15 protein-coding genes and 2 pseudogenes are annotated in these 12,460 nt (G+C 54.3%); 11 read left to right on the forward strand and 6 right to left on the reverse strand.

Annotated elements, in window-relative coordinates; genetic code table 11:
* Positions 1–24 precede the first annotated feature (24 nt).
* The 5 genes from rpsD to C2E15_RS02215 all read left to right on the forward strand — a co-directional run bounded on the left by rpsD (position 25) and on the right by C2E15_RS02215 (position 2,950).
* The gene (rpsD, locus tag C2E15_RS02195; RefSeq protein WP_038629769.1) at positions 25–645 is read left to right on the forward strand and encodes a 30S ribosomal protein S4; all 621 of its coding nucleotides are present in this window, start codon (positions 25–27) and stop codon (positions 643–645) included.
* Positions 646–670: 25 nt separating this feature from the next.
* Entirely contained in the window at positions 671–1,660 is a 990-nt protein-coding gene (locus tag C2E15_RS02200) for a DNA-directed RNA polymerase subunit alpha (protein ID WP_104955948.1), read from the forward strand.
* 40 nt (positions 1,661–1,700) lie between these two features.
* Complete coding sequence (gene rplQ, locus C2E15_RS02205) at positions 1,701–2,087, forward strand: 50S ribosomal protein L17 (RefSeq protein WP_003850180.1); 387 nt, start codon at positions 1,701–1,703, stop codon at positions 2,085–2,087.
* Between the two features lie 122 nt (positions 2,088–2,209).
* Positions 2,210–2,578, forward strand: a complete 369-nt coding sequence (locus C2E15_RS02210; protein ID WP_104955949.1) for a DnaJ family domain-containing protein — start codon at positions 2,210–2,212, stop codon at positions 2,576–2,578.
* Between the two features lie 138 nt (positions 2,579–2,716).
* Positions 2,717–2,950, forward strand: a complete 234-nt coding sequence (locus C2E15_RS02215; protein ID WP_104955950.1) for an alternative ribosome-rescue factor A — start codon at positions 2,717–2,719, stop codon at positions 2,948–2,950.
* Positions 2,951–2,972: 22 nt separating this feature from the next.
* Here C2E15_RS02215 and mscL read toward each other — a convergent pair whose 3' ends face one another.
* The 5 genes from mscL to def all read right to left on the reverse strand — a co-directional run bounded on the left by mscL (position 2,973) and on the right by def (position 7,746).
* On the reverse strand, positions 2,973–3,383 hold the full coding sequence (gene mscL / locus C2E15_RS02220) for a large-conductance mechanosensitive channel protein MscL (protein ID WP_104955951.1): 411 nt from the start codon (positions 3,381–3,383) through the stop codon (positions 2,973–2,975).
* A gap of 133 nt (positions 3,384–3,516) precedes the next feature.
* Entirely contained in the window at positions 3,517–4,893 is a 1,377-nt protein-coding gene (trkA, locus tag C2E15_RS02225; protein ID WP_104955952.1) for a Trk system potassium transporter TrkA, read from the reverse strand.
* Between the two features lie 39 nt (positions 4,894–4,932).
* Positions 4,933–6,222 carry a 16S rRNA (cytosine(967)-C(5))-methyltransferase RsmB gene (gene rsmB, locus C2E15_RS02230; protein ID WP_104955953.1) on the reverse strand — a complete coding sequence of 430 codons (1,290 nt, stop codon included), beginning with the start codon at positions 6,220–6,222 and terminating at the stop codon, positions 4,933–4,935.
* 48 nt (positions 6,223–6,270) lie between these two features.
* Complete coding sequence (fmt, locus tag C2E15_RS02235) at positions 6,271–7,218, reverse strand: methionyl-tRNA formyltransferase (protein WP_104955954.1); 948 nt, start codon at positions 7,216–7,218, stop codon at positions 6,271–6,273.
* Positions 7,219–7,233: 15 nt separating this feature from the next.
* A complete protein-coding gene (gene def, locus C2E15_RS02240; RefSeq protein WP_104955955.1) occupies positions 7,234–7,746 on the reverse strand; it encodes a peptide deformylase in 513 nt (170 codons plus the stop codon).
* A 127-nt stretch (positions 7,747–7,873) separates the two neighbouring features.
* Here def and dprA point away from each other — a divergent pair.
* The 6 genes and pseudogenes from dprA (at position 7,874) to C2E15_RS02270 (ending at position 11,655) form a co-directional block, all read left to right on the forward strand.
* Positions 7,874–8,997, forward strand: a pseudogene (gene dprA, locus C2E15_RS02245) (DNA-protecting protein DprA).
* Entirely contained in the window at positions 8,969–9,442 is a 474-nt protein-coding gene (gene smg, locus C2E15_RS02250) for a DUF494 family protein Smg (RefSeq protein ID WP_038629780.1), read from the forward strand. Before dprA ends, smg begins: the two are co-directional and overlap by 29 nt.
* A 24-nt stretch (positions 9,443–9,466) precedes the next feature.
* Positions 9,467–10,021, forward strand: coding sequence for a DNA topoisomerase family protein (locus C2E15_RS02255; RefSeq protein ID WP_104955956.1), 555 nt, complete (start codon positions 9,467–9,469; stop codon positions 10,019–10,021).
* Between the two features lie 7 nt (positions 10,022–10,028).
* Positions 10,029–10,586, forward strand: coding sequence for an L-threonylcarbamoyladenylate synthase type 1 TsaC (gene tsaC, locus C2E15_RS02260; protein ID WP_104959047.1), 558 nt, complete (start codon positions 10,029–10,031; stop codon positions 10,584–10,586).
* 3 nt (positions 10,587–10,589) lie between these two features.
* Positions 10,590–11,407: pseudogene (gene aroE, locus C2E15_RS02265) on the forward strand (shikimate dehydrogenase).
* The gene (locus tag C2E15_RS02270) at positions 11,404–11,655 is read left to right on the forward strand and encodes a DUF1488 family protein (protein WP_104955957.1); all 252 of its coding nucleotides are present in this window, start codon (positions 11,404–11,406) and stop codon (positions 11,653–11,655) included. The pseudogene aroE and the gene C2E15_RS02270 overlap by 4 nt, the downstream one beginning before the upstream one ends.
* On the opposite strand, the gene C2E15_RS02275 is transcribed toward C2E15_RS02270, so the two are convergent.
* Positions 11,631–12,185 (reverse strand): gamma carbonic anhydrase family protein, encoded by a 555-nt coding sequence (locus C2E15_RS02275; RefSeq protein WP_104955958.1) that lies wholly within the window; start codon positions 12,183–12,185, stop codon positions 11,631–11,633. The genes C2E15_RS02270 and C2E15_RS02275 overlap by 25 nt on opposite strands.
* Positions 12,186–12,460: the final 275 nt, after the last annotated feature.

The following is a 12,460-nucleotide window of genomic DNA, read 5'->3' on the forward strand; positions in this document are numbered from 1 at the left end:
TTTTAGGATAGTTGGAGAAAGAAAATGGCAAGATATTTGGGTCCTAAGCTCAAGCTGAGCCGTCGTGAGGGCACAGACTTATTCCTGAAGTCTGGCGTTCGCGCGATTGATTCCAAGTGTAAGATTGAACAAGCCCCTGGCCAGCATGGTGCGCGTAAACCGCGTCTGTCTGACTACGGCGGTCAGTTACGTGAAAAGCAAAAAGTTCGTCGTATCTACGGCGTGCTGGAGCGTCAGTTCCGTAACTATTATAAAGAAGCAGCTCGTCTGAAAGGCAACACCGGTGAAAACCTGTTGGCTCTGCTGGAAGGTCGTCTGGACAACGTAGTTTACCGTATGGGCTTTGGCGCCACTCGTGCAGAAGCACGTCAGCTGGTTAGCCATAAATCTATTATGGTAAATGGCCGCGTTGTTAACATCGCTTCTTATCAGGTATCTCCGAATGACGTAGTCAGCATCCGCGAGAAAGCCAAAAAGCAGTCTCGCGTGAAAGCCGCTCTGGAGCTGGCTGAACAGCGTGAAAAGCCAACCTGGCTGGAAGTTGATGCAACTAAGATGGAAGGTGTGTTCAAGCGTATTCCTGAACGTACCGATCTGTCTGCGGACATTAACGAACACCTGATCGTCGAGCTTTACTCCAAGTAAAGCTTAGTACCAAAGAGAGGACACAATGCAGGGTTCTGTGACAGAGTTTCTAAAACCGCGCCTGGTAGATATCGAGCAATTGAGTTCGACGCACGCCAAGGTGACCCTTGAGCCTTTAGAGCGTGGCTTTGGCCATACTCTTGGTAACGCACTGCGCCGTATTCTGCTGTCATCCATGCCGGGTTGCGCGGTGACCGAGGTTGAGATTGATGGTGTACTTCATGAGTACAGCACAAAAGAGGGCGTACAGGAAGATATCCTGGAAATCCTGCTTAACCTGAAAGGGCTGGCGGTAAGAGTTCAGGGTAAAGATGAAGTCATCATTACTCTGAATAAATCTGGCATTGGCCCTGTGACTGCAGCCGACATCACCCATGATGGTGATGTCGAAATCGTCAAGCCGCAGCACGTGATCTGCCATCTGACCGATGAAAACGCATCTATTAGCATGCGCATCAAAGTTCAGCGTGGCCGTGGTTATGTGCCGGCTTCTGCCCGAATTCATTCGGAAGAAGATGAGCGCCCAATCGGCCGTCTGTTGGTCGACGCCTGCTACAGCCCTGTAGACCGTATCGCCTACAATGTTGAAGCTGCGCGTGTAGAACAGCGTACCGACCTGGATAAGCTGGTCATCGAGATGGAAACCAACGGCACTATCGATCCTGAAGAGGCGATTCGTCGTGCGGCTACCATTCTGGCTGAACAACTGGAAGCTTTCGTTGACCTGCGTGATGTACGTCAGCCGGAAGTTAAAGAAGAGAAACCAGAATTCGATCCGATCCTGCTGCGCCCTGTTGACGATCTGGAATTGACTGTCCGCTCTGCTAACTGCCTCAAGGCAGAAGCTATCCACTACATCGGTGATCTGGTACAGCGTACCGAGGTTGAGCTACTTAAAACGCCTAACCTGGGTAAAAAATCTCTTACCGAGATTAAAGATGTGCTTGCTTCACGTGGTCTGTCTCTGGGCATGCGCCTGGAAAACTGGCCGCCGGCAAGCATTGCTGATGAATAACCGGATCGCAGGTTAAGGTTTTACTGAGAAGGATAAGGTCATGCGCCATCGTAAGAGTGGTCGTCAACTGAACCGCAACAGCAGCCATCGTCAGGCTATGTTCCGCAACATGGCCGGCTCTTTGGTTCGTCATGAGATCATCAAGACGACCCTGCCGAAAGCGAAAGAGCTGCGTCGCGTAGTTGAGCCGCTGATTACTCTTGCCAAGACCGACAGCGTAGCTAATCGTCGTCTGGCATTCGCCCGTACTCGTGATAACGAGATCGTGGCAAAACTGTTTAACGAGCTGGGCCCGCGTTTCGCGAGCCGTGCCGGTGGTTACACTCGTATTCTGAAGTGTGGCTTCCGCGCTGGTGACAACGCTCCGATGGCTTACATCGAGCTGGTTGATCGTCCAGAAGCTCAAGCAGAAGCTGCAGCAGAGTAATCTGCTGTATATTGAAGAAACCGGGCCTGGTGCCCGGTTTTTTTATGTCTGTTTTATCCTCCGCTCTCACCCTCTCTTAGTCTGCGCTATGCTATGAACCTGTAATTTTTCAGGAGTATGCTATGTGGCTTATCGATCAGCTTGCTGAACAACATATTCGCGACGCTCAGGAAAAGGGCGAGCTTACCGGTTTACCGGGTGAAGGCGCGCCGTTGGTGCTGGATGATGACAGCCATGTCCCTCCGGAGCTGCGAGCAGGTTATCGCTTATTGAAAAACGCTGGCTATCTGCCCCCCGAGCTGGAGCTGCGCCGTGAGGCGATAGAGATCCACGATCTGTTGCAGGGGCTGGATCCGGATGATAATGCGCGTGACGGCTACGCCAGGCGTTTGCGCCTGTTAGAAATCAAGCTTAAACAGGCGGGAATGAGTACCGATTTCCTTTCCGGCCAGTACCGGGACGCGATTGGACAACGCTTTGAGGATCGATAAGGCGTCCGGTGGCCTATAGGCAGCGAGACATAGGGTGTTCTAAGATAGATGCGTTCTGCGAAAAATAGTTTGCTGTTATCTTGAATTGATACGGCAGACGTTCTATATACATACCCGACATTTCAATGAGGAGCGACCATGTCAGGTTATCAGCATAAAAAAGGCAAGATCAAAGATAACGCCGTTGAAGCGCTGCTTCACGATCCATTATTTAAAATGCGCGTTGAAGTGAACGTAAAAGGCAAGGGCAGCTATCGGCGTAAAGATAAACACAACAAAAAGGCGGGCTGGGAGGCCAGTGGTAAAGCGGACTTTACCACTGGCCTTCTGCTTAATGGCGCCATGTTCGCCGCCGCTTTTCCGGCGGCTTAATATCGGCTTCTTGCCGGCAGCGTTACACTTTGCCGTTTTGCTGTTTAAGCAGATCGCGGATTTCCGTCAATAAAGTCTCTTCCGCGCTTGGTTTCGGCGCCGGTTTTTCAACTTCTTTCTTCTTGTGCAGCTTATTCATCAGTTTGATAGCGATGAAGATAGCAAAAGCGATAATAATAAAGTCGAAAATATTCTGCAGAAAGATACCATATTCCATTACCACCGGCGGTGTTTCGCCCTGTGCAGGTTTAAGTATCCATTTGAATTGTTTGAAATCTACCCCGCCGATCAGCAATCCCAGCGGCGGCATAATGATGTTCGCAACCAGTGATGAGACGATTTTGCCGAAGGCGGCACCGATGATCACACCAACAGCGAGATCGACCACGTTGCCGCGCATAGCGAAATCACGGAATTCTTTGAAAAAACTCATAAACAGCTCCTCTCCATTGCCAAAGCATAAAGTCTAACAAACGAATCACAGTTTGCCATGGTCAATTGGCGAAGCGCTAAATGATCACCGGACGAAACGCGCCGGACAGCAGACACCCCTGCTGTCCGCACGGTTACAGGAAGAACGGGCTTGGCTGGAAAAGACGCTCCACATCCGGAACGTATTTTTTGTCGGTCAGGAACATAATGACATGGTCGCCCTGCTCAATGCGCAGGTTGTTATTGGCGATCATCACATCATCGCCGCGTACCACTGCGCCGATGATGGTGCCGGGCGGCAACTTAATATCTTCAACCAGGCGGCCGACCACGCGCGATGTGGTTTCGTCGCCGTGAGCGATCGCTTCGATCGCTTCCGCAACGCCGCGTCGCAAAGAGGAAACGCTGACGATATCGGCTTTACGCACGTGGCCGAGCAGGGCGGAGATCGTTGCCTGCTGCGGTGAGATCGCAATGTCGATCACGCTGCCTTGCACCAGATCGACATAGGCACGCCGCTGGATCAGCACCATTACTTTCTTGGCGCCCATTTTTTTCGCCAGCATCGCCGACATAATATTCGCTTCATCGTCGTTGGTGACGGCGATAAAAAGATCGACCTGATCGATATGCTCTTCGGCCAGGAGTTCCTGATCCGAAGCATCGCCGTAAAAAACGATAGTATCCTGCAGCAGCTCTGCCAGCTCCGCCGCGCGTTGCTGATTGCGTTCAATCAACTTCACGCTGTAATTTTTCTCCAGCCGTTGCGCAAGCCCGTAGCCGATATTGCCGCCGCCTACCAGCATGATGCGCTTGTAAGGTTTTTCAAGACGCTGCATCTCGCTCATGACGGCGCGGATATGTTGGCTGGCGGCAATGAAGAAGACCTCATCGCCCGCTTCGACAATGGTCGATCCCTGTGGGCGGATAGGACGATCCTGACGGAAAATAGCGGCGACGCGGGTATCGATGTGCGGCATATGCTCGCGCATGATCGACAACGCATTGCCAATCAGCGGACCGCCATAATAGGCTTTGACTACCGCCAGGCTGACTTTGCCCTCGGCAAAATTAACCACCTGTAACGCACCGGGATACTCAATCAGACGGTAGATGTTATCGATGACCAACTGCTCAGGCGAAATCAAATGGTCGATTGGCACCGCTTCCGGAATAAACAGCTTTTCCGCATCGCGTATGTAATCCGCTGCGCGGATACGTGCGATGCGGTTAGGCGTATTGAATAAGGTATAGGCGACCTGGCAGGCAATCATATTGGTTTCATCGGAGCTGGTCACCGCAACCAGCATATCGGCATCCTGCGCTCCCGCCTCGCGTAGAATGCGCGGATGCGATCCGTGTCCCTGTACAACGCGCAGGTCGAATTTATCCTGCAGCTGGCGCAGACGCATCGCATCCGTATCCACTACGGTGATATCGTTATTTTCGCCTACCAGGTTTTCAGCCAGCGTGCCGCCTACCTGACCTGCTCCGAGAATGATTATCTTCATCGTTGTTTCAACTTATGGGTTGTCGCAGCGCATGCCACATTATTTTTTAATCAGCTTAGCGTAAAAGAAACCATCGCCGCCCTGGGGATGCGGGAAACTCTGCAGCCCGAGATGCGGGCCTTCCGCCAGAGGAATATGTTCGGCATCGGCGTGACGCGCAAGGAACTGTTCAATCTGCAGATGATTCTCTTCGGGCAGGACTGAACAGGTTGCATAAACCAGCGTGCCGCCTGACTTCAGGCGAGGCCAAATAGCATCAAGGATCTCACGCTGCAGCGCCGCCAGCTCAACGATATCCCGATCGCGTCGCAGCCATTTGATATCGGGATGGCGGCGGATCACGCCAGTGGCGGAGCAGGGCGCATCGAGCAGAATGCGATCGAACAGCGTCTCGCCGCACCACTGATCCGGAAAACGTCCGTCGCCCTGTTTAACGTCCGCCTGCATATTCAGACGCTGCAGGTTTTCGTATACGCGCTTCAGGCGCTGCGCATCCACATCGACCGCCATTACGCTGGCTTCAGGCGCCGCCTCGAGAATATGGGTGGTCTTACCGCCGGGCGCGGCGCACAGGTCAAGAATATGCTCGCCATTTTGTGGCGCCAGGTAGGTGACGCAGCCCTGAGCAGAGGCATCCTGCACAGTCACCCATCCACGATCGAAACCGGGAAGCTGCCCTACTGACGTTGGGCTTTCCAGCATCAGGGCGTCAGGGTAGAGCGGATGCGGCGTCGCATTATTGCCGCTCTCCTGCAGCAGCGCCAGCCACTGCTCGCGGCTATGGTGTTGGCGATTGACACGCAGCCACATCGGCGGCCGCTGATTATTCGCCTCGACAATCTGCTGCCACTGTTCCGGCCACGCCAGCTGCAAACGCTTTAGCAGCCAGGCGGGATGCAGGAAGCGCTGCGGGCCCGCCTCCAGCTCCGGCAGTAACGTTTCCTGCTGACGCTGGAACTGACGCAGCACGCCGTTCACCAGCCCCTTAAACTGCTGACGCTTTAAAACGGCCGCGCCTTCTACCGTCTCCGCCAACGCGGCATGAGGAGGAATGCGCGTATAGACCAACTGGTAGAGGCCGACCATTATCAGGAAGTGCAGCGTGCGCTGCTTGCCGGTTAAAGGGCGAGACATCAGCTGCTGAATGGCGGTTTCCAGCAGCGGCAACGTGCGCAAAACGCCGAAGCAGATTTCCTGCAGCAGCGCGCTGTCTTTATCGGAAAGGTTTTTTTGCGCCGTCGGCAGCAGATTGCTCAGCGACTGCCCCTGCTCCACCACGCGCTCAAGGGTTTGTGCCGCAAGGCTGCGGAGATTGATCGTTTTTTTCATAGTTGAATCATCAATAAATCAGGCCCGGCGTAAGTACCGGGCCTGGGATCAGGCGAGGCGAGTACCAGGCGTAAACCACTCGCGGCGTGAGTTCAGAATATCCTGGGCCGACATCGCTTTCTTGCCGGCCGGTTGCAGCATCTGGATATTCAGGATGCCTTCCGCAGTGGCCACCTGAATGCCATTCTTATCCGCTGCGACAATCTCTCCCGGCGCATACGCACCCTGTAGCGGCAGCGCTTCCGCCTGCCATACCTTGACCGGCTGATCTTCAATGCTGAAGTAGCTTACCGGCCAGGGATTAAAGGCGCGGATGCAACGTTCAAGCTGCGCCGCAGAAAGAGACCAGTCGAGACGCGCTTCTTCTTTGCTCAGCTTCTCGGCGTAAGTCGCGATGGCATCATCCTGCACCTCAGGTTTGATGCTGCCCTGGCTTAGCCCGGCGAGCGTCGTCAGCAGGCCTTGCGGCCCCAGTGCAGCCAGTTTGTCATACAGCGTGGCGCTGGTATCCGTCGCGGTGATTGGACAGGCGAGTTTTAGTAGCATGGCGCCGGTATCGAGACCGGCATCCATCTGCATGATGGTCACGCCCGTTTCGCTGTCGCCGGCCCACAGTGCGCGCTGTATCGGCGCGGCGCCGCGCCAGCGGGGAAGCAATGAGCCATGAACATTGATACAGCCCAGGCGCGGCATATCCAACACCGCCTGCGGCAAAATTAGCCCGTAAGCCACGACCACCATTACGTCAGCCTGCAGATCGGCTACCAGCTGCTGGCTTTCAGCGGGACGCAGCGATTTGGGCTGAAAGACCGGCAGGTTATGCTGCTGCGCAAGCAGCTTAACCGGGCTGGGAGTCAGCTTATTGCCGCGGCCGGCAGGACGATCGGGTTGAGTGAATACGCCAACAACCTGATGTTCAGACGACAGCAGCGCGTCAAGATGACGCGCTGCGAAGTCAGGGGTGCCGGCAAAAATAATCTTTAAAGAGTCGGACACGTTATTCCTTAACTATCAGGAAGCACGCGCATTAAGGCGGGCTAATTTTTCCAGTTTTTGACGAATACGCTGGCGCTTTAACGGAGAGAGATAATCGATAAACAATTTGCCGACCAGGTGATCCATCTCATGCTGAATGCAGATGGCCAACAGCCCATCGGCCTCCAGTTCAAACGGTTTGCCTTCACGATCCAACGCGCGAACTTTTACACGCTCGGCGCGCGGAACCAGCGCCCGCTGTTCAGGGATCGACAGGCAGCCCTCTTCAATCCCGGTTTCACCGCTCTCTTCCAGCAGCTCAGGATTGATCAACACCAGGCGTTCATCCCGGTTTTCCGACACATCGATAACGATAATGCGCTGATGAATATCAACCTGCGTCGCGGCTAAGCCAATGCCTTCTTCGGCATACATCGTTTCGAACATATCATCTACGATGCGCTGAATATCCGCATTCACTTCCGCTACGGGCTGCGCGACGATGCGAAGACGATCGTCGGGATAATGTAATACATGCAAAACTGACATAACTTTCCAGATCTGTGTTCAGAGAAGAAACCATTGTTGCCTCTTATTGTAGACATTTCACACGTTGATTGACAGCATTGCGGGCAAGGGAAAGCGGGGGCTGGCGCGCGCTGGCAAGGAATGTCAAATGACGGCGGTGGAAGTATGGCTGCGCCTGATGGGCGTAAAAGGGCTTTGCGGCGATAAAATGCTGCAGGCGGCGCGGGCGTTGCGTCACGGTGACCACGGCGCAGCGCCATGCGTTGTCGCTTCGGGGCTCGATCCGGCTCAGGTTCAGGCTTTTCAGACCGTCCCACCCGAGAGGATCGAGCAGGCGCTGCGCTGGCTGGAAGAGCCGGGACACTATTTAGTAACGGCTGACGATCCGCTTTATCCGCCGCAGTTGAAAGATATCGCGCGTTATCCGGCGGCCATCATGGTTTGCGGCGATCCAGGCCTGCTGGCTACGCCGCAACTGGCGGTCATAGGCAGCCGCAACGCTTCCCACTATGGACGTCAATGGGGGATTACTTCGCTCAGCACCTCGCCCTAAGCGGGCTTACGATCACCAGCGGGCTGGCGCGCGGCATTGATGCGGTGGCGCATCGGGGGGCGCTGGCGGTAAAAGGCAAAACCCTCGCCGTGTTGGGCAGCGGACTGAATCAACTCTATCCCGCGAACCATCAGCGTCTCGCAGAGGATATTATCACCGCAGGCGGCGCGCTGATTTCAGAGTTCCCTCTTTATACCTTGCCCTATGCGCATAACTTTCCGCGACGTAACCGTATTATTAGCGGGCTTAGTCTGGGCGTGCTGGTAGTGGAAGCCTCTTTACGAAGCGGATCGCTGGTCACGGCGCGCTATGCGCTGGAGCAGAACCGTGAGGTTTACGCATTGCCGGGGCCGCTGGGCAGCGCCGAAAGCGAAGGTGGGCACTGGCTAATACAGCAGGGCGCGTTGCTGGTGGCTCATCCGAATAATATTCTCGAACAAATGAACAGTTCGCTGCATTGGCTACCGCTTTCTGCACAGAATAGAATTAATTCTTCAGACAATGCTGATGCTCCATTGCCATTTGCCGAGGTGTTGGCTAACGTAGGAGATGAGGTTACACCTGTTGACGTCGTCGCTGAACGTGCCGGCCAACCTGTGCCAGCCATCATAGCTAAGCTGCTTGAGCTGGAGTTAGCAGGATGGATCGCAGCTGTACCCGGCGGCTATGTCCGATTGAGGAGGGCAGGCCATGTTCGACGTACTAATGTACTTGTTTGAAACTTATATCCACAGCGAAGCAGAAATGCGCGTTGATCAGGATAAACTGACTGATGACCTGGCTGATGCCGGATTCCATCGTGATGATATTTATAATGCGTTGAACTGGTTGGAAAAATTAGCAGATTATCAGGACGGTCTCGTCGCTCCGATTCTGTTAACCACCGATCCGCTCTCAATGCGTATTTATACAGAGCAAGAATGTCAGCGTCTTGATGCCAGCTGCCGCGGATTCATTCTGTTCCTTGAGCAAATCCAGGTTTTAAATCTGGAAACGCGTGAAATGGTTATTGAACGGGTTATGGCTCTGGATACGCTTGAATTCGATCTGGAAGATCTCAAATGGGTCGTGCTGATGGTGTTGTTTAACATCCCGGGATGTGAAAACGCTTATCAGCAGATGGAAGAGCTACTTTTCGACGTCAATGAAGGAATATTGCACTGAGTTATTTAACAGTGACATATCGCAATGAGTAAACCAGCACTTTTCACAGTGCGAAAACAGGAATCCTGCCCCACCTGTGGGGCAGATCTCGTTATTCGCTCCGGAAAGCACGGTCCCTTTCTGGGGTGTTCGCATTATCCCGAATGCGATTATATCCGCCCGCTCAAGAATCAATCGGATGGACATATCGTTAAGGTTCTGGAAGGGCAACACTGTCCGCACTGTCAGGCCGACCTGGTATTACGCCAGGGGCGGTACGGCATGTTTATCGGCTGTAGCCGATATCCCGAATGCGACCACACAGAAATGATCGATCGTCCCGATGAAACCAGCATCGCCTGTCCGCAATGTCAGCAGGGGCATCTGGTTCAGCGCCGTTCACGTTTTGGTAAAACCTTTCACGCCTGCGATCGCTATCCAGATTGCCAGTTTGCCGTGAATTTTACACCGAAAGAGGGAACGTGTGATATTTGCCATTTCCCCCTATTAATAGAAAAGAAGACCGCTCACGGTTTAAAACGCTTTTGCGCCAGTAAAGCCTGCGGCAAACCCGTTAGTGCAGGAAACAGCAGTGAATAAAGAATCTATGCCCGGAAACCTGGATTGGTGCGTTGCACAACTTCAGCAGCAGGCGGTCATCGCCTATCCAACAGAAGCAGTATTTGGCCTGGGTTGCGATCCGGACAGTGAACACGCGGTGATGCAGCTGCTGGCGTTTAAACAGCGGCCGGTTGAAAAGGGGCTGATTTTGATCGCGGCGAATTATCAGCAGCTGGAGCCTTATATCGCCGACCGCGAACTTTCGGTCGCGCAGCGTGAAAGAATGTTTGCGACCTGGCCGGGGCCGGTCACCTGGGTTTTGCCCGCGCCCTCTCAGACGCCGCGCTGGTTAACGGGGCGCTTCGATTCGCTGGCGGTACGCGTCAGCGATCACCCGCTGGTGCAGGCACTCTGCCTGGCATTCGGCAAACCGCTGGTCTCTACCAGTGCGAACCTGAGCGGTCAGCCGCCTTGCCGTAACGTTGAAGAAGTGCTGCAGCAGTTTGGCGAAGCGTTTCCGGTTCTGCAGGGTGAAACCGGCGGCCGCACTAATCCTTCTGAAATTCGCGACATTATCAGCGGCGACATTATTCGCCAGGGATAAGCTATGGATAATTTCGTTGTCATCGGTAACCCGATTGCGCACAGTAAATCACCCTTGATTCATCGCTGCTTTGCCGAGCAGACTGGCGTCGAACATCGTTATGGCACGCTATTATCGCCCCTTGATAACTTTGCTCAAAGCGTCCGCCGTTTTCTGGAGCAGGGGGAAGGGGCGCCAATGTCACGTTGCCTTTTAAACAGCAAGCGTATGAACTGGCGGATGAGTTAACGGAACGGGCTGCATTGGCCGGCGCCGTCAATACGCTGCACAGGCGTCAGGACGGCAGCCTGCTGGGCGATAATACCGATGGCATCGGCTTACTCAGCGATCTGCAGCGGCGGGCGCTGATCCGGCCGAACGACAAGGTGCTGCTGATCGGCGCTGGCGGTGCGGCGCGTGGCGCGATCCTGCCTTTGCTTTCTTATGGCTGCGCGCTAACGGTAACTAACCGTACGCCAGCGCGGGCGAATGAACTCGCCGATGCTTTTGCCCATACCGGCGCGATAACGGCTTTGTCGCTGTCGGAACTGGCGGGTAAGCGTTTTGACCTGGTGATTAACGCCACTTCAAGCGGCGTCAGCGGAGAGATCCCCGTTGTTCCCTCTTCCTTAATCAGTGGTGAGACTCGCTGTTACGATATGTTCTATCAGCAAGGGCCTACGCCCTTTTTACGCTGGAGCCAGCAGGCCGGCGCGATGGCGACGGCGGATGGTCTTGGCATGCTGGTGGGGCAGGCGGCGCACGCTTTCCTGCTTTGGCACGGTGTATTGCCAGACGTGACGCCGGTCATCAGCCGGCTGCAGCAGGAACTGGCGACATGAATCAGGCGATACAGTTTCCCGACAGAGAGAGCCGGGATGAGGCGCGTCAGGCGATCTGTTTTCCGGCGATGGTTAACGGCTTCCAGCTCACCTGCGCGATTTCAGAAGCTGAGCTACGTCAGCGGTTCGGAGATAAAGAAGAACCACTGACGCTGTTTCGTCGTCACCGCTGGGATCTGGAAGATGAGGCACAAAGCCTGATTGAAGACCAGCAGGAAGACAGTCAGGGCTGGGTTTGGCTCTCCTGAGCCAGATAATCATCTTTCCAGCGAACATAGTTGTTGGCGGAGTAACGCAGCCCCTCAAGCTCTTTCTCATTCAGGGGGCGTATCTGCTTCACCGGGCTGCCAAGATAGAGGTAGCCTTTTTCCAGACGCTTGCCTGGCGGAACCAGACTGCCAGCGCCAATCATCACATCATCTTCAACTATAACGCCATCCAGTAAAATTGAACCCATACCCACCAGGACACGGTTGCCTATCGTACAGCCATGCAGCATGGCCTTGTGCCCGACCGTGACCTCTTCGCCAATAATCAACGGAAAGCCGTCTGGCTGACTGGCGGATTTATGAGTGACATGCAGAACGCTGCCATCCTGAATGTTGCTGCGTTTGCCAATCACCACGCTATTCACGTCGCCGCGTATTGCGACCAGCGGCCAGACGCTAACATCATCTTCCAGCGTTACCTCGCCAATCACCACGCTGGTGGCATCGACCATGACGCGCTCACCCAGGTGCGGAAAAGTTTGTTTAAAGGGGCGTAAAACGGCAGACATACTCTTTCTCCTTAAAAGGTTTAGGGCAGCGTAGCGGATTTTTCCTCAGGCTATCTTTGATATTGTGCGGCAATTTTCATCGGATCGCATAAGATCGCAGCGAAAAGAACGAAAAGAGAGCAACCGGAAAAAAAGATCCAAAAAAGGCTTGTGCATCCGGCTTGGATCCCTATAATGCGCCTCCATCGACACGGCACAACGGCTTACGCCACGCGGTGTTGAGCGGTTCAGCAGTTCTGAATCGCCGGAGAAAAACTTCTGAAAAAGGGGTTGAC

The sequence above is a fragment of the Mixta gaviniae genome (genome assembly GCF_002953195.1).
Taxonomy (GTDB): Bacteria; Pseudomonadota; Gammaproteobacteria; order Enterobacterales; family Enterobacteriaceae; genus Mixta; species Mixta gaviniae.

Excerpts from the sequence above, each read along its gene's own strand:
- rpsD (WP_038629769.1), top strand. The coding sequence starts at position 25 with ATGGCAAGATATTTGGGTCCTAAGCTCAAGCTGAGCCGTCGTGAGGGC.
- C2E15_RS02200 (WP_104955948.1), top strand. The coding sequence starts at position 671 with ATGCAGGGTTCTGTGACAGAGTTTCTAAAACCGCGCCTGGTAGATATC.
- mscL (WP_104955951.1), bottom strand. The coding sequence starts at position 3,383 with ATGAGTTTTTTCAAAGAATTCCGTGATTTCGCTATGCGCGGCAACGTG.
- C2E15_RS02255 (WP_104955956.1), top strand. The coding sequence starts at position 9,467 with ATGAGTAAACCAGCACTTTTCACAGTGCGAAAACAGGAATCCTGCCCC.
- C2E15_RS02275 (WP_104955958.1), bottom strand. The coding sequence starts at position 12,185 with ATGTCTGCCGTTTTACGCCCCTTTAAACAAACTTTTCCGCACCTGGGT.
- C2E15_RS02210 (WP_104955949.1), top strand. The coding sequence starts at position 2,210 with ATGTGGCTTATCGATCAGCTTGCTGAACAACATATTCGCGACGCTCAG.
- C2E15_RS02270 (WP_104955957.1), top strand. The coding sequence starts at position 11,404 with ATGAATCAGGCGATACAGTTTCCCGACAGAGAGAGCCGGGATGAGGCG.
- def (WP_104955955.1), bottom strand. The coding sequence starts at position 7,746 with ATGTCAGTTTTGCATGTATTACATTATCCCGACGATCGTCTTCGCATC.
- rplQ (WP_003850180.1), top strand. The coding sequence starts at position 1,701 with ATGCGCCATCGTAAGAGTGGTCGTCAACTGAACCGCAACAGCAGCCAT.
- smg (WP_038629780.1), top strand. The coding sequence starts at position 8,969 with ATGTTCGACGTACTAATGTACTTGTTTGAAACTTATATCCACAGCGAA.
- trkA (WP_104955952.1), bottom strand. The coding sequence starts at position 4,893 with ATGAAGATAATCATTCTCGGAGCAGGTCAGGTAGGCGGCACGCTGGCT.
- rsmB (WP_104955953.1), bottom strand. The coding sequence starts at position 6,222 with ATGAAAAAAACGATCAATCTCCGCAGCCTTGCGGCACAAACCCTTGAG.
- tsaC (WP_104959047.1), top strand. The coding sequence starts at position 10,029 with ATGCCCGGAAACCTGGATTGGTGCGTTGCACAACTTCAGCAGCAGGCG.
- C2E15_RS02215 (WP_104955950.1), top strand. The coding sequence starts at position 2,717 with ATGTCAGGTTATCAGCATAAAAAAGGCAAGATCAAAGATAACGCCGTT.